Consider the following 15,739-nt stretch of genomic DNA (forward strand, 5'->3'; position numbering starts at 1 on the left):
TCTTATAGTCTGACTCACGCTTTTTTCAGACCATAAACCGAAAACAATATCATGTACCACAACATACTCATCGTCTGCCTAGGCAACATCTGCCGCTCCCCTACAGCAGAGCGGATCATGCAGAAAAAACTACCCGGCCATCAAATCAGCAGCGCCGGCATAAAAGCACTGGCAGGGAAGGATGCCGATTTCCAAGCCATTAAAACCGCACTCAAACACGGCGTTATCGTTGCAGGCCATACGGCACGCCAGCTGACCGCCCAAATGTGCGAGCAGGCCGATTTGATTCTTGTGATGGAGCCCAGTCAAATCGATATGGTGGCCGACATCCATTCGCCGGCACGCAGCAAAACCATGCTGTTTGCCCAATGGTTACCTAAAAAAACCGTACCTGACCCATACAAACAAAGCAGCGAAATGTTTGAAGCCGTTTTTGAACAGCTCAATGCTGCCGCAGACACTTGGAAAACCAAACTAAACGGAAAAACTCAACCGGTATAAAACCGGCATGAACAAGAAAGCAAGCAATGAAAAAAACGACCTACATACCTTACAGCGCAGACAACGACGACATCGACTTCGGCCAACAGCTGCGCGTAATTTGGACAAATAAATACAAAATCCTCGCTGCCCTGCTTGCAGGCGGCGTTCTTGGCGCAGCCTTCAGCCTGGCATCCACTCCGCAATACCGTGCCGATGCCATGCTGGAAATTGAAACGCGACAAAACCAAATCCTGACCGAAATCAACAGCATCTTCAACAACCAAACCACGCCGTCTGAAGCAGAAGTCGAGCTGGTTCAATCACGCCTGGTGCTGGGTAAAACCGTCGATGACCTTCAGCTTGACCAAGAAGTCAAAGCCAAATACACACCCGTTATCGGCAGCCTGATGCACAACATCAGCGGCGACCCCGATCCTAAATTGACCGTCGGCAGCTTTACCGTACAAGACGAATGGTTCAACAAAACCTTCACGCTGACCACCAAAAGCAACAAGGCCTATACCCTTACCCTGCCTGACAAACGCGTCGTCGAAGGCAAGGTCGGCGTGCCTCTGAAAATCAACAATCACACCACCCTCAAAATCGATCAAATACTGGCCAATCCGGGTCAAGAATTTGCGTTGACCAAGTTCTCCCGCATCAGCGCCATCGAAAACATCCAAAACAAACTGGCTGTTATCAGCAAAGGTAAAACCAGCCCCATCATCAACCTTGCCTTTACCGGCACCGACCCTAAGCGTACCAGCGTCATCCTCAACAGCATTGCCGACAACTACGTTGCGCAAAACCGTGAACGCGACGTTCAAGTTGCATCCAGCGGTTTGGCTTTCATCAGCGAAGAATTGCCACGCTTGAAAGAAACCTTGCAAGACGCTGAAAACAAACTCAATGCCTACCGCCAACAATCAGGCTCTCTCGACATTCCGCTCGAGTCCAAAGGCGCATTGGAAAGCCTGACCGGCATCGAAACCCAAATTACCCTGCTCAAAACCGAAGAAGCAGGTTTGGCCGAGCTGTACACACCGGAACACCCTTCCTATAAAGCCGTATTGGACAAACTTGCCGTTCTCGAGCGCGCTAAAAACAAAATCAACCAACAAATTGCCGAGTTGCCGAATACCCAACAAGAAGTTATCCGCCTGACCCGCGACGTAGAAACCAACCAGGCTACCTACGTCCAACTGTTGAGCAAACAACAAGAACTCAACATCATGAAAGCCAGTGCGCAAGGTAATGTACGCATCGTCGATTATGCCTATGTTCCTGAAAACCCCGTTGCACCGCGCAAAGCCGTCATCACGTTCCTGAGCGCACTTGCCGCAGGCTCATTGACCGCTTTGTGGCTGATGATCGGCAACCGCATGAAAAACGGCATTACTTCATCTGCAGAAATCGAAAACCTCAATTTGGAAGTCGTCGCTCTTGTTCCGCACTCCAAAACCCAGCAAAAACGCGACTTCTTCAAAAGCAAATTCAAGAAAACCGGCGGCCGTTCCAACTATCTGCTGGCCAGCGAAGACCGAGCCGATACTGCCGTAGAAGCCATCCGCGCCCTGCGCACCAACATCTACTTCTCCATGCTGGACGCGCCTAACAACGTCCTCATGATTACCGGTGCCGCACCTGAAGCAGGTAAATCCTTTATCTCCGCAAACCTCGCCACCGTTATGGCACAATCCGGCAAACGCGTTCTGCTTATCGATACCGATATGCGCAAAGGCTACCTCGACCGACTCTTCGGCCTTACCCCCGAGTTCGGCTTGTCTGACATCCTCAACGGCAAAGCCGCTCCGGCCAAAGCCGTACAAGAGACCGGCATTGAAAACCTCCACCTCATCAGCAGCGGCAGCTATCCCAGCAATCCGTCCGAGCTTTTGATGGACAACCGTTTCAACGAGTTGCTCGCCCACGCGCGCCAACGCTACGATTACGTCATCTTGGACACGCCGCCTGTATTGGCCGTTACCGACGCCGTCATCATCGGCCAACATGCAGGCACCGTCCTAATGATCAGCCGTTATGCGCACACGCGTGCACGAGAGCTTGAGGCCAGCGTCGAACGCCTCAAACAAAACCACATCAACATCAAAGGTGTCGTCCTCAACGGCATGAAGCGCGAAGCCAACAACAGCTACGACTACTACGCCTACGATGCCTACCATTCCGGTAACAATAAATCATAAACCGAAGCAGGCCGTCTGAACTTTCAGACGGCCTAAGGCTTTTGAAACGGCACAAAATATTTTTCACAAACGCCGCCCTTGCACCCCAAAGCCGTTTGTTTTAAAGTAAGCCCCGTTCCCATATGGAAGAGAAACATGAAAATTACCGTCATCGGCGCAGGTTCGTGGGGTACAGCTCTCGCGTTGCACTTTGCGCACCACAACAATGAAGTTGCCCTTTGGACACGCAATCCCGACCAAATCCGCACCCTGCAAGCAGATCGCGAAAACAAACGCGGCCTGCCCGGCTTCCCTTTTCCTGAGTCCCTGACCGTTCACGCCGATTTGGGTGAAGCGCTGAAAGACAGCCAACTTGCCCTGATCGTGACCTCCGTAGCCGGCCTCAGAAGCAGCGCCGAGCTGCTCAAACAGCATAACGCCGCCGATATTCCCGTTCTCGCCGCCTGCAAAGGTTTTGAACAAGATACCGGCCTTCTGACTTTCCAAGTACTGAAAGAAGTCCTGCCTAACAATAAAAAAATCGGCGTTCTCTCAGGCCCGAGCTTTGCCCAAGAACTTGCAGCCCAACTGCCTTGCGCCGTCGTGCTTGCTTCCGAAAACAAAGACTGGGTGGAAGAAACCACTGCCCAACTGAACACCAACGTGATGCGCCTGTACGGCAGCACCGACGTCATCGGCGTCGCTGTGGGTGGTGCCGTTAAAAACGTCATGGCGATTGCCACCGGTCTTTCAGACGGCCTCGAATACGGCCTCAATGCACGCGCAGCCTTAGTAACACGCGGCCTTGCCGAAATCACCCGCCTTGCCATCGCCATGGGCGCACAACCTAAAACCATGATGGGCTTGGCAGGCATCGGTGACCTTATCCTGACCTGTACCGGCGCACTCTCGCGCAACCGCCGCGTCGGCCTCGGCCTCGCAGAAGGCAAAGAGTTGCATCAAGTGCTTGTCGAAATCGGCCACGTTTCCGAAGGCGTCAGCACCATTGAAGAAGTCTTCAACACCGCCGCCAAATACCAAATCGATATGCCCATCACTCAAACCCTGCTGCAACTCATCCGCAAAGAAATGACCCCGCAGCAAGTCGTTGAACGACTGATGGAACGAAGCGCGCGCTTCGAATAAACGGTCGCGCCGTCTGCCATTCAGACGGCCTGACGCACAATATGACGGCCATCAGGCCGTCTGAAGGGAAACACATGAACCAATCACTGAACAATCTGGAAATCAACGTTTACCAACTTGTCCAAAAATTTGAAACGCTGGTTTCAGAAAACCGCCGTCTCAACGAAGAAATCGACAGACTCAAACTCGAGCAAGAGCAACAAAAACGCCTACACGACGCGGCCATTGACGAACTCAGCGAAGCCTTGCTGGTTCAAGTCGGCAAACTCAAAGAAGACCTGCAAAGCAAAATTGACAGCCTGACCGTCGAAAAAGAAAACTACCGCAACGCGCTGGCCCAAAGTGCAGACCAAATCCGCAGCCTCATTGCCCGATTGCCCCAAGAAACACAACAATAAAAGGATGCCCCGTGAGTATCGAACAAGTCAATCTCGACATCATGAATGTCAACTTCACCATCAACACGCCGAGTGAAGAAAAAGCCACCCTCCTGCAAGCCGTTGAAATGCTCAACAAAAAAAGCGACGCAATTAAAGAAAGCGGCCGCATCGTCGGCACGGACAAAATCGTCGTCATGGCAGCCCTCAACGTTGTACACGACCTCTTGAAAGCTACCCTCAACGACGATTTGGCAATCGGTGAATTTGAGCGTAGAATAACCGACATGAACAACGCGTGCCAAAAAGCACTGGCGCGCTTGGAGTAAAACTGATTTTCCCCTTTTCCCTGCGGTGTTCGCGAAGGCATACATTCCTTTGAACCAATACGTTCGCTTTAGGTTGCCGGGAGCTGTAGTGGGCGCGAGCGTCCGTTTATCGGACGCACCCGAAACTACCCGAGGTGACCGCCTTGTCAGCAAGGTTCAAGCGGATTCAGCCTAAACGGCACTCGTGGGGATTCCCTAAAAAAGCCATACCGACAGGTGTGGCTTTTCCCTTTCCAAGTAAAGACTTTCGTAAAGATTTCCGGCCGTCTGAAAAAACCGCATATTCATGCATCAAACACGTTCGATTAAGATTGACAAAAACCAATCTCCTCTTTAAAATCCATAACTTTCTATATATATCTGGATTCCAACCATGAAAACCTTCTCTGCAAAACCCCACGAGGTGAAGCGCGAATGGTTCGTCATTGACGCAGAAGACAAAGTTCTGGGTCGTGTCGCAGCCGAAGTCGCACACCGTCTGCGCGGCAAACACAAACCCGAATACACCCCTCACGTTGATACCGGCGACTACATCATCGTCATCAACGCAGACAAACTGCGCGTGACCGGTGCTAAATTCGAAGACAAAAAATACTTCCGTCACTCTGGTTTCCCAGGCGGCATCTACGAGCGTACTTTCCGTGAAATGCAAGAGCAATTCCCTGGCCGCGCTTTGGAACAAGCCGTAAAAGGCATGTTGCCTAAAGGTCCTCTGGGCTACGCCATGATCAAAAAACTGAAAGTGTACGCCGGCGCCGAACACGGCCACGCTGCACAACAACCTAAAGTTTTGGAACTGAAATAATAAGGACACGACATGAACGGTAAATACTACTACGGCACAGGCCGCCGCAAAAGTTCAGTGGCTCGTGTATTCTTGACTAAAGGTACCGGCCAAATCATCGTAAACGGCCGCCCCGTTGACGAATTTTTCGCACGTGAAACCAGCCGCATGGTTGTACGTCAACCTCTGGTTTTGACTGAAAATGCCGAATCTTTCGACATCAAAGTTAACGTAACCGGTGGTGGCGAAACTGGTCAATCCGGCGCCATCCGTCACGGCATCACCCGTGCACTGATCGACTTCGATGCAGCTCTGAAACCAGCCCTGTCTCAAGCAGGCTTCGTTACTCGCGATGCTCGTGAAGTTGAACGTAAAAAACCTGGTTTGCGCAAAGCACGTCGCGCAAAACAATTCTCCAAACGTTAATACGTTTTCAGAATCGAATCAAAAAGCCTTGCTTTGCAAGGCTTTTTTCATTTATCAAACAATAATCCAATATCCCCGCAATATATGATGAAAACCCTGCTCCACTACGCCAAATCATTGCTTCAGGCTGTGATTCTCTTCATCTTCTTATCCCTGATTGTCGACTGGGTGCGCAAGCCTGACCAACCTTTGCAGTCGGCAGCACAAACACTGACTTTAACCAATGGTCAAACCACTTCCCTCCAATCCTTCAGCCAAAATCGGGTTGCCGTCGTTTATTTTTGGGGCAGCTGGTGTCGTATTTGTTCATACACATCATCAACCATAGAAAAACTGCACCAAGACAATATCCCAACATTGGGCGTAGCCTTGCGCTCCGGAAGTGACGCGGACATTGCCCACCATATGCAACAAAACAATCTATCCTTTCCAAACTTCAACGATTCAGACGGCCTGATGGCTCAAAAATGGAACATAGCCGTCACACCAACCATTATCATATTAAAAGATGGCAAAATGATTCATCACACATCCGGACTTTCCAGTTATATCGGATTAAAAATCAGAATTTACTTGGCAAATATCTTCAGCTAAATTCATTGAAAATCCACTAAAAATAGGAAATCTAAAGAATAATTTCACCTGAATACATTCAAACAATTCAATTTCATAAATAAATAAACTATCGCTTTCCCAATAACATATCATTTTGTTGAGATTATAAAGAAAATAGACTAAGATATAACCATAAGAACAATTGGAAACATTATTATCAAAACAAACTGTTAGAGATTCTCATCTAATATTGTGGCAGTGATGCTTTTGTTCCCATAAACCCGGCTGCCGACGGCAGCATTAAAAAAACAGCAATATTCGCCTTTATCAATCTACCTCACGCTTCAACGGTTTGATTTTTGATAACACCGGAGACTTAGTAATGCCCAACCAATCTAAACATGCATCTATCAATATCGGTCTGATTCAGGCACGGGAAGCATTGATGACCCAATTCCGCCCTATTCTGAACCAAGCCAATATTACTGACCAGCAATGGCGTATCATCCGGCTCTTAGCGGAAAACGGCACACTCGACTTTCAAGATTTGGCCAATCAGGCCTGCATCCTTCGCCCCAGCCTGACCGGCATTCTGACTCGCCTGGAAAAAGCAGGTTTGGCCGTTCGCCTGAAGCCTTCCAACGACCAACGCCGTGTTTATCTGAAACTAACGCCCGAAGGTGAGAAACTCTATGAATCCATCGGTGCATTGGTTGACGAACGCTACGATGCGATTGAAAAAGTTCTGTCCAAAGAAAAAATGGCACAACTCAAAGAACTCTTGGCAGAGCTGGCAAAAATCGAGCAGGCATTAAAATAAAGAAAGCCGGATGACAGACTCAACACACACACTCAAGAGACCATTTCGAGATGCCATGGCCTCCTGTGCCGCCGGCGTACACATTATCACGACAGACGGCGAAACGGGACGCTATGGCATTACTATGACTGCCGTAACTGCCGTTACCGACGAGCCGCCGACGGTCATGCTGTGCATCAACCGCCAATCCGCCATCATTCCCATCCTGCAAGGCAACCGTGACTTGTGCATCAACACGCTCAACGACAGCCAACAGGATGTTGCTGAACACTTTGCCGGACTGACCGACCTCTCGCCCGAAGAACGCTTCGAATACCATATTTGGCACAGGGGACAAACCGGACAGCTTGAAGTCGAAGGTGCGCTGGCGCACCTGCACGGCAGCATTGTCGATCAACGCGAAATCGGCACGCATTACGTCTTTTTCGTTCAGCTCAACGAAATCCGCAATACCGACACGCAGGCACCGGCATTGCTGTATTTTCGTAGGCAATTCAAATCTTTGGCATAAATAAAGGTCTCAGGCCGTCTGAAAAATGAAACCGATGTTTCAGACGGCCTGAGACTTTTTCTGTTTCACACATTATAGGCACACCCATGAAAGCAATGATATTGGCCGCCGGTCGCGGCGAACGCATGCGCCCGCTGACCGACCACACGCCCAAACCCTTACTCGAAGTAGCAGGCACGCCGCTTATCGGCTGGCACTTGCGCCGCCTGCAACAAGCCGGTTTCACTGAAATCGTCATCAACCATGCCTGGCTTGGCCAACAAATCGAAGATACCTTGAAAGACGGTTCGGACTACGGCGTACGCATTGCCTATTCTCCAGAACTCGCCGGAGGCCTGGAAACCGCCGGTGGCATTGCCACCGCCCTGCCTCTTTTGGGCGACGAGCCGTTTTTGGTCGTCAATGGCGATGTGTTGACTGACATTGATTTCCAAGCTGCACGACTGGCTGCCCAGCGTATGCAGGAACACAACCTTCTCTCCCATTTATGGCTGGTGGACAATCCACCCCACCATCCCGAAGGCGACTTCGGCCTGCTTTCAGACGGCCTGGTATCCGCCTCATCTGCAGACGGCCAAGCCCTGACTTTCAGCGGCGTGGGCGTTTATCATCCCGCACTTTTCAAAGATACCCCGGCGCATCAGGCTGCCAAACTTGCCCCTCTGTTGCGTCAAGCCATGAGCCAAAGCCAAATCAGCGGCGAACACCACAACGGCCTTTGGTTGGACGTCGGCACAGTCGAACGCCTGCAAGAAGCCGACCGTGTCGCCCAAAGCTGGTAAAACAAAAGGGGCGTATCCGATACGTCCCTTTCAATATCAAAGGCCGTCTGAAAATATTGACCAACTCAGTTTTCAGACGGCCTTAATCTATCATCAAGCTTTAGCCAATTTCTTTTCTTTCTTCATTCCCAACAAGCCATTGACAATCATCACGCACAATCCCGACCAAATCAGGCCATAGCCGATCAATGCGCCTTTTTGCACCGGCTCACCCAGCCATACAATCGACACAATAAAAAGCAATACAGGCTCCAAATAGCTCAACATGCCGAACACCGCAACCTGCAACAACTGACTCGCCTTCAAATTCAAATGCATAGATATTGCGCTATTGAAGCCTAGCAACACAATAAAGAAAATTAAAACCGGTTTGGCCGCAATCATCGCCGGCGTATCCGTTGCAAATATAATATACGCCAACGCAAATGGCGTAATCATCATCAAATCAAAAGTCAGACCGATTAAAGAAGGCACACCCAGTTTTCGGCGTGGCAGATAATAAAACGGATAGGTGCCGAACACCCATACAGTCGTCCACGAAAACGCACCCGACCGTACCAATTCACATGCCACGCCTGCACACGCCAACGCAACGGCAACCGTCTGCAATCGGTTTAAACGCTCTTTAAACCAAATCCGTCCACCCAGCATCATCGCCAAAGGAAACAGGAAATAACCCATGGCGATGTTTACCCCTTCCCCGTTGACCGGCCCCCAGACAAACAGCCACAACTGGCTGGCAAATATCGGCGTCGGCAATACAATCAATAGCCACCGCTTCCAATCGCGGCCGATATTGCTCGCAAACCGCGCCGCCGCCCGCCAACCGTTGACCATCGTCATCAGCACGCATAAAGCCGACAACATCGCCACCATACGCCACGCGAAAATTTCTGTGCCACTCATCGGCTGCATCCATACGCCGTACAGAAACAGCATGGCAAACAACAAATTGGACGCTATCGCAGCCAGCAAACCTTTGGATAAATTCGTCATTTCAGACGGCCTTTTGCAATCAATCAAAGTTAATATTGTAGAAAAAACGGATGAAAAAATTACTCATCTTTTTGAATGAAGTTTTACCGCAAACATCCGTTTCATTAAAGGCCGTCTGAAAACCATATCTTCAGGTTTTCAGACGGCCTTTCATTGCATCGAAGCAGTCTAATACATCAGCCCTGCTTCACAATATCCGACAGCGGCCAGCGCGGCTTAACATTGAATGCACTGACAGCCTGACGCTCGGCAAGACGCATCGCGCCGGCAAAGGCAATCATTGCGCCGTTGTCGGTACAGTATGCCATCGGCGGAAAATAAACATTGATTTTTTCTTCCTGCGGTTTGGGTTTGCCTTTTTCAGACGGCACTTTGACGGTTAAGCGCGAAAATTCATCACGCAGTTTCCAGTTTGCACCCACGCCGCCGGCAACCACCAAAGTTCTGAAGCCGGTATCCAACAACGCTTTTTTGGCTTTGGCCGCCAATACGTCAACCACTGCATCTTGGAAGGCGCGGCAAATATCGTTGCGTGTTTGTTCCGGAATTTCATCGCTGCCGGTTTCGGCGCGGACTTTTTCGACAGCGGTCAAAACGGCTGTTTTCAAACCGGAAAAGCTCATCTGCAAATCGTGCGAATGGAGCATGGGGCGTGGGAATGTGAAAGCATCAGGCGTGCCGAGTTTGGCCAGCTCGGATAATTTGGCACCGCCGGGATAAGGCAGGCCCAAGAGCTTGGCCGTTTTATCAAATGCCTCGCCTGTCGCATCATCCACACTCTCGCCCAGCAAGGTGTAATCACCGATACCGCGTACAGCCATAAATTGCGTATGTCCGCCCGACACCAGCAAAGCGACAAATGGAAATTCAGGCTTATCGTCTGCCAACAAGGGCGAGAGCAAATGGCCTTCAAGATGGTGGACAGGGATAATGGGCTTGCCGATGGCAAATGCCAAAGCGTTGGCGAAGCCTGAACCGGCCAGTAATGCGCCACCCAAGCCCGGACCTTGCGTAAAGGCAACCGCGTCAATATCGGCATAGCCTACGCCTGCTTCCTTCAAGCAACCTTGCGTCAACGGCACGACACGGCGGATATGGTCGCGGCTGGCCAATTCGGGGACAACTCCGCCGTATTCGGCGTGCATCGCCATTTGTGTGTGCAAATGATGCGCCAACAGGCCGCGCTCGGTATCGTAGAGCGCAACGCCGGTTTCGTCGCAAGATGATTCAATTCCTAATACCAACATGGTTTGAGGCCGTCTGAAAAAATGATTAAAAACGATTCAGACGGCGTTTTCTCCGAAAACGGAAAAAGGCCGTCTGAAATAAAGTGCGGAATAAGCGGTTTACAAAGTGCCGTAAGAGTGCAGGCCGCTCAAGAACATATTCACGCCGATAAAGGCAAAGGCGGTAATGACCAGGCCGATGACCGCCCACCAAGCCAACACTTTGCCACGCCAGCCTGCCACCAGCCGCAAATGCAACCAGACCGCGTAATTCAGCCAAACGATGAATGCCCAAGTTTCTTTCGGGTCCCAGCTCCAATAGCGGCCCCACGCGTCGGCTGCCCACAATGCGCCGAGGATGGTGGCAATGGTGAAGAACAGGAAACCGACGGCAATCGCTTTGTACATGACTTCTTCAATGACTTGCGAGTGCGGCAGCCATGATTTTTTGCCTGCATCTTCTTTTCTGAGTGCCAGCAGTTCGGCAATACCCAGCATGGCGGCAATACAGAATGCGCCGTAGCCGATAAAGTTGGCCGGAACGTGGATTTTCATCCACCAAGACTGCAAAGCAGGGATCAGCGGCTGGATGGTATGCGCCTCGCGTGAAACGCTGTACCACAAGACAAATCCGACCACAATCGCCATAAAGCTGAACACGAAGCCGCCCAGTTTTTGTACGGCAAAACGGCCTTCGTAATAGAGGTACATCAGTGCCGTAATGACCAAGAACAAGATGAATACTTCGTAAAGGTTGGAAACCGGAATATGGCCGGCATCGGGACGCAGCAGATAGCTTTCATGCCAGCGTACCAGCAAACCGACAAAGCCCGCTATCGCGGAAACCCATGCAAACACGGTACCCATGCCCAAAAGCGTATTGGACGGCACATTTTTGCGCACCGCCGCTATCGCGCCGACGATATAGGCAAACAAGGCGAAGAACACAAACGCGCATTGCCACATAATCGCCGACTGGCTGCTTAACAGGTATTTGAGCAGGAAGCCGTCTGCGTGTTTGATGTCGCCGCCATACAAATCAACGGCCAAATACGCCAAGCACACGCCCAAAGGGATAAACCAGCGCATCGGTTTGAAAAACCAACCCAGAAAAACGGCAATACCGGCACTCACCCACAAAATTACCATTTCGTAGATGTCCATGTGCAGACCGGCTTGGGTTTGGGCAATAAACGCGCCGACTGCAATCAGCAGCGCAAATGCCCAGTCAAAAAGGTTGAGGTTTCGGATAAATGATTTGTGTGTCAGAAGCTCATGCTCGGGCAAGGCCTGATGTTTGTTATTCATGGTTTAAATCCTTGGCAAGCTGCTGCAATTGCCGTGTGTGTTGCGGAAATTCTTTCTGCAAGTCGCGTTCGTTGCGGCTGGAAGACATGGCAAAACGGATACGGCCGTCTGAAAACAGCAGCCAAGCACGTTTTTCACGGATATAGAACATAAACACCGTGCCCAACACCAGCAATACCGAACCCAAATACACCAAGAATGCGCCCGGCGAACGGGTCATCTGCAGGCCGGAAGAGCGCACTTCGGAATAGCCGTCCAATTGCAGCAACATCGGCGCAGGATACTCGGTCAAACCGGTGTACGCGTCCATTGCATGCAGCAGGAAGCGGTTGCGCTTTTCGTCTTGCGGCCAAGCCGGCAGGTTGTATGTGCTGATCGTGTCTTCCAAAGCGGCATTCATCACGCCATAGAGCATCTCGTAGAAATAGCCCTGCATTTTTTCCTGCTGCTCTTTCGGAATGTTGGTGGTAACAAATTCGTCCAAAGCCAAATAGCCGCCTTTAGCAAAAATCGACAAAGTGTTTTCCGCCGCCGCCATGAATTGCTCACGGATTTCGGCAGGCGCGCCTTTAACGGCATTGGCAACAGTTTTACGGCGTGCCGCATCGTCTTTCAGATATTGGCGCAAAGCCATAAAGGTATCGATTTGGCCGTTTTTATCCATCGGAATGCGCAACCAACGGTATTGCTGCGCCAAGCCGCTGCGTGTGCCGGTAATGAAGAAATAGTCTTCATCTTGTTTTACCGGCAACATATAGTTTTTATATTCGACCGCCTGCCCTGCTTTGTCGCGGATACGGTAAACGATAGACGGGCCGATGTTGGTGTATTTTTTGCCTTCCTGACGAACGGAGCGAACATCGTTGAGGGCGGATTTCAGGTTTTGCTCTTTTTCAGACGGCTCGCTCATGTCTTCGACGTTCATCGAAGTAAACTGGTCGAATTCCAATTTATAAGAAGCCTTGCCCAAATCCAGCGGAAACTCGCGCATGGAAGTTGCTTTGAGTTTGACCGGAGTGCGGTCGGCATCAGCCAGATTCCACGCTTTAAACGTCAAGTCCGAGCCGCCGTCGGCAAAACTTGCCTGATAAACTGTAATACCGTGCAGCGTCAAAGGATGGTTGACGCGGATGGTGTGTTCGCTGACTTTGCCGGTCGCCTTGTCCGTTACTTCCAAGTCACTAGCAAAATCACGCGGCATACCGGTATCGTAAAAATCAATATGGAATTTCTTCAATTTGACGGAAAACGGTAAGTCTTGCACGAGCATGCCGTTATCCGCATTCAGAAACACCACGTCCGCGCTCTGCCCTTCCGCGATATTGACGTTGCCCCTAAACGACAGGTTGGATTCTCCCAACACGCTTTCGGGCTTAAAGTCTTTGGCATAAACCGCCGTATTGTCCGGCACGACTTGGCCGGTAAGCATACCGATTTTCAGCAGGATATTGCTGTCTATCAAACCGCCCAAACAAATCACAATAAGCGCGGCATGGGCAAAGATATAGCCCCATTTGTTCATCGCGCCTTTTTTCGCCGCCACCAAAACCGAGCTGTCTTCACGCGTAACAGTTTTGCAGCCGTAGCCCTGCACTTCCAAATATCGTTGCGCGACTTCAGGCGTCACCTGTCCGTCTAAAACGATGGAATGGCGCATTGCCGCCAGCGATTTTTCCTTCGCGTTTTCACGGAACGAACGAATCTCGCGCAAAAACGGCGGAACATTGCGAATCAGGCACAATCCGGTGGAAATCACCAAAAACATCATGATGACAACGAACCACGCCGAGGCGTATACGTCGTACAGGCCCAAAAAGCCGAAAATCTGCGACCAAAACGGGCCGAATTTCACCAAATAATCGACTTGTGGCTGGTTTTGCTGCAAGACCGTACCGATAATCGAAGCCACGCCCAACAGGCTGAGCAGGGCGACGGCAAAACGCATGGAGCTGAAAAAGGCAAACCACGGTCTGCGGATGAGTGGGACGGATGATGAAGATTTACTCATGTCTCAAATGTCGGCTTGGGGCAACCCGATCCGATGGAACGGACTGCAATGACGTGTGATGCGAAAGGAAGAATACTGCATATTGTAGTAAAAATCTTGCTGTCGCTATTTGAAAAAAACAATCAGGCTTATCGGCCTATATTGGCTAAGGCCGTCTGAAGGGTTTTCAGACGGCCTGTATCAATAAGCTCGTTTCAAAACGAAATTAGTGCAAACCTTGGATAAAGTTGGCTACTGCGTTCAACTCTTCTTCGCTCAGGCGGTTGGCAATATCGGCCATGATGGCGTTTTTGCGTTGGCCGGATTGGTAAGCTTTCATTTGCTCGACAACGTAAGCTTTGTGCTGGCCGCCCAGACGAGGATAGGCTTGGATTTCAGTACCGCCGCCAGGGATACCTGCGCCGCTAGGACCGTGGCAAGACATACATGCCGGCAGTTTTTTAGCGCTCAGGCCGCCGCGATAGATTTTCGCGCCCAGCTCTGGGTTTTCTTTAGGATTGGCTTCGCCCGGTTTGCCTTGTTGTTTAGCATAGTAGGCGGCAGCGTCGCGGATGTCTTGTTCGGACAAGTTCATCACCATCGGTTTCATTACGCCGGCAGCACCGTGCGTACGGGTACCGTCTTTGATGGCCATGGTTTGACCGTAGGTGTAGGCCGCAGCCTGACCTGCCAGTTTAGGATAAGTTGCGATACCGCTGTTACCATCGGCTGCGTGACACGCCGCACAGATAGTAGTCGCTACCTGTTTGCCTTTTTCAGCATCTGCTTTAGGGGCAGCGGAAACCGCACCGGCAGCCAATACCAAGGCCAATAAAGTCAATCGTTTCATGGAGTGCTCCTGATTACAGCATTGCGTACCGCGTCAATGCCTTTTTTATACTCAAATACCGGGGAATTTTCCCGATTAAAACCGATAATTCTATAAACGTGCTATTCTATACCAAGTTTACATTAAATTACTACTCAAATTACCAAACTGCTGCAACATAAATGCCCGATACAAATTATGATGTTGCAGTTTTGTTTCCATGTAAGGAAATCCTGATGAACCTTTTTCAAAACGCCAAATTCTTTACAACGGTCAACCATCTGAAAGACCTGCCCGACACGCCAGCCGAGATTGCCTTTGTCGGCCGAAGCAATGCCGGCAAATCCAGCGCCATCAATACTTTAACCAATCATGTGCGCCTTGCCTACGTTTCCAAAACACCGGGCCGCACCCAACACATCAATTTCTTTGAACTGGAAAACGGCAATTTCATGGTCGACTTGCCCGGCTACGGCTACGCGCAAGTACCGGAGGCCATCCGTGCGCACTGGGTCAAACTCTTGGGCGACTACCTGCAACAACGCCGCCAACTGATCGGCCTGATTTTGATTATGGACTCGCGCCATCCGCTCAAAGCTTTAGACATCCAAATGCTGGACTTTTTCCACATCACCGGCCGTCCTGTGCATATCCTGCTGTCAAAAGCAGACAAGCTGTCTAAAAACGACCAGATTAAAACTTTGGCGGCGGTAAAAAAATCACTCAAACCCTACACCGAACGTCAAAAAATTAGCGTTCAACTGTTCTCCAGCCTGAAAAAACAAGGCATGGACGAAGTCAATCAAGTGGTCGGCTCATGGTTTGACGCGCATCGCGAAGAAATAGAAAATCTTGCAGGCGAAACATCGCCTGAGTGATTGTAAAACAAGGCGGAATGAGATAAGTTGACCAACCGCAAATCTTATTCTGTCATTTGGTTTCTCACCATCGCATTTACCATTTAATCCGGGGGCATGTCTCACACATGCCCTTTTTT

At 50.5% G+C, this 15,739-nt stretch carries 17 protein-coding genes and 1 other RNA gene; 13 read left to right on the forward strand and 5 right to left on the reverse strand.

Annotated elements, in window-relative coordinates; all coding sequences use genetic code 11:
- Nucleotides 1–51: 51 nt before the first annotated feature.
- From ACTHSN_RS02945 to murU, 12 genes are all read left to right on the forward strand, one after another.
- The gene (locus ACTHSN_RS02945; protein ID WP_070584690.1) at nt 52–501 is read left to right on the forward strand and encodes a low molecular weight protein-tyrosine-phosphatase; all 450 of its coding nucleotides are present in this window, start codon (nt 52–54) and stop codon (nt 499–501) included.
- 26 nt (nt 502–527) lie between these two features.
- A complete protein-coding gene (locus tag ACTHSN_RS02950; RefSeq protein WP_440365061.1) occupies nt 528–2,687 on the forward strand; it encodes a polysaccharide biosynthesis tyrosine autokinase in 2,160 nt (719 codons plus the stop codon).
- Between the two features lie 135 nt (nt 2,688–2,822).
- Nucleotides 2,823–3,812, forward strand: coding sequence for an NAD(P)H-dependent glycerol-3-phosphate dehydrogenase (locus ACTHSN_RS02955; RefSeq protein WP_107810433.1), 990 nt, complete (start codon nt 2,823–2,825; stop codon nt 3,810–3,812).
- A 74-nt stretch (nt 3,813–3,886) separates the two neighbouring features.
- Nucleotides 3,887–4,210, forward strand: coding sequence for a hypothetical protein (locus tag ACTHSN_RS02960; RefSeq protein WP_440365062.1), 324 nt, complete (start codon nt 3,887–3,889; stop codon nt 4,208–4,210).
- An 11-nt stretch (nt 4,211–4,221) separates the two neighbouring features.
- Nucleotides 4,222–4,518 (forward strand): cell division protein ZapA, encoded by a 297-nt coding sequence (locus ACTHSN_RS02965; RefSeq protein ID WP_070460483.1) that lies wholly within the window; start codon nt 4,222–4,224, stop codon nt 4,516–4,518.
- Between the two features lie 14 nt (nt 4,519–4,532).
- A non-coding RNA gene (gene ssrS / locus ACTHSN_RS02970) (6S RNA) lies at nt 4,533–4,713 on the forward strand.
- A 178-nt stretch (nt 4,714–4,891) separates the two neighbouring features.
- Entirely contained in the window at nt 4,892–5,323 is a 432-nt protein-coding gene (gene rplM / locus ACTHSN_RS02975) for a 50S ribosomal protein L13 (RefSeq protein ID WP_003684605.1), read from the forward strand.
- A 12-nt stretch (nt 5,324–5,335) separates the two neighbouring features.
- Entirely contained in the window at nt 5,336–5,728 is a 393-nt protein-coding gene (gene rpsI, locus ACTHSN_RS02980) for a 30S ribosomal protein S9 (RefSeq protein WP_003681515.1), read from the forward strand.
- A gap of 84 nt (nt 5,729–5,812) precedes the next feature.
- Nucleotides 5,813–6,322, forward strand: a complete 510-nt coding sequence (locus tag ACTHSN_RS02985; protein WP_199900384.1) for a protein disulfide oxidoreductase — start codon at nt 5,813–5,815, stop codon at nt 6,320–6,322.
- 343 nt (nt 6,323–6,665) lie between these two features.
- The gene (hpaR, locus tag ACTHSN_RS02990; protein WP_003684610.1) at nt 6,666–7,103 is read left to right on the forward strand and encodes a homoprotocatechuate degradation operon regulator HpaR; all 438 of its coding nucleotides are present in this window, start codon (nt 6,666–6,668) and stop codon (nt 7,101–7,103) included.
- 10 nt (nt 7,104–7,113) lie between these two features.
- Nucleotides 7,114–7,614, forward strand: coding sequence for a 4-hydroxyphenylacetate 3-monooxygenase, reductase component (hpaC, locus tag ACTHSN_RS02995; protein ID WP_070460485.1), 501 nt, complete (start codon nt 7,114–7,116; stop codon nt 7,612–7,614).
- Between the two features lie 86 nt (nt 7,615–7,700).
- Nucleotides 7,701–8,396, forward strand: coding sequence for an N-acetylmuramate alpha-1-phosphate uridylyltransferase MurU (murU, locus tag ACTHSN_RS03000; protein ID WP_070460487.1), 696 nt, complete (start codon nt 7,701–7,703; stop codon nt 8,394–8,396).
- Nucleotides 8,397–8,489: 93 nt separating this feature from the next.
- On the opposite strand, the gene rarD is transcribed toward murU, so the two are convergent.
- The 5 genes from rarD to ACTHSN_RS03025 all read right to left on the reverse strand — a co-directional run bounded on the left by rarD (nt 8,490) and on the right by ACTHSN_RS03025 (nt 14,763).
- Nucleotides 8,490–9,392, reverse strand: a complete 903-nt coding sequence (gene rarD, locus ACTHSN_RS03005; protein ID WP_070460489.1) for an EamA family transporter RarD — start codon at nt 9,390–9,392, stop codon at nt 8,490–8,492.
- Nucleotides 9,393–9,568: 176 nt separating this feature from the next.
- Nucleotides 9,569–10,639, reverse strand: a complete 1,071-nt coding sequence (gene tsaD, locus ACTHSN_RS03010) for a tRNA (adenosine(37)-N6)-threonylcarbamoyltransferase complex transferase subunit TsaD (protein WP_070460491.1) — start codon at nt 10,637–10,639, stop codon at nt 9,569–9,571.
- A gap of 99 nt (nt 10,640–10,738) precedes the next feature.
- On the reverse strand, nt 10,739–11,926 hold the full coding sequence (gene ccsB / locus ACTHSN_RS03015) for a c-type cytochrome biogenesis protein CcsB (RefSeq protein WP_440365063.1): 1,188 nt from the start codon (nt 11,924–11,926) through the stop codon (nt 10,739–10,741).
- On the reverse strand, nt 11,919–13,871 hold the full coding sequence (locus ACTHSN_RS03020) for a cytochrome c biogenesis protein ResB (protein ID WP_440365077.1): 1,953 nt from the start codon (nt 13,869–13,871) through the stop codon (nt 11,919–11,921). The genes ccsB and ACTHSN_RS03020 overlap by 8 nt, the downstream gene beginning before the upstream one ends.
- Nucleotides 13,872–14,139: 268 nt before the next feature.
- On the reverse strand, nt 14,140–14,763 hold the full coding sequence (locus ACTHSN_RS03025) for a c-type cytochrome (protein WP_003684518.1): 624 nt from the start codon (nt 14,761–14,763) through the stop codon (nt 14,140–14,142).
- Between the two features lie 215 nt (nt 14,764–14,978).
- Between ACTHSN_RS03025 and yihA the strand changes: the two genes are divergently transcribed.
- A complete protein-coding gene (gene yihA, locus ACTHSN_RS03030; RefSeq protein ID WP_049336942.1) occupies nt 14,979–15,620 on the forward strand; it encodes a ribosome biogenesis GTP-binding protein YihA/YsxC in 642 nt (213 codons plus the stop codon).
- The last annotated feature ends 119 nt before the right edge of the window (nt 15,621–15,739 follow it).

This window comes from Neisseria sp. P0009.S010 (assembly GCF_051958545.1).
Lineage (GTDB): Bacteria > Pseudomonadota > Gammaproteobacteria > Burkholderiales > Neisseriaceae > Neisseria > Neisseria subflava_A.